The sequence below is a fragment of the Halohasta sp. A2 genome (assembly GCF_056175805.1).
On the sequence record NZ_JAQFWV010000377.1, the window covers coordinates 1 to 216 of the forward strand.

The 216-nt window shown below is 63.4% G+C and carries 1 pseudogene; it reads right to left on the reverse strand.

The annotated features are described in order from the left end of the window. A pseudogene (locus O2S87_RS19485) lies at window positions 1–216 on the reverse strand (IS66 family transposase); the annotation flags it as partial.

Below are 216 nucleotides of genomic sequence, written 5' to 3' on the forward strand. Positions count from 1 at the left end.
TCTGTCTCCGAACCTGTTCGTATTCACAGCGACCGGCGCGCGCAGCGCGCTCGGTCGCGTGCCACGCGGACGCGCCCGAGAGTTCTAATCCGTGCAGTTGCTCGAAGCGATCAGCGATTTTCCGGTAGGGGAAGCGGTGCTCGTACCGAGACAGTGCTGCTTGGGAGATGACGTTCACCCCGAACTGCCCCTCATCGGGGCAGTCGGGGTGTGTAG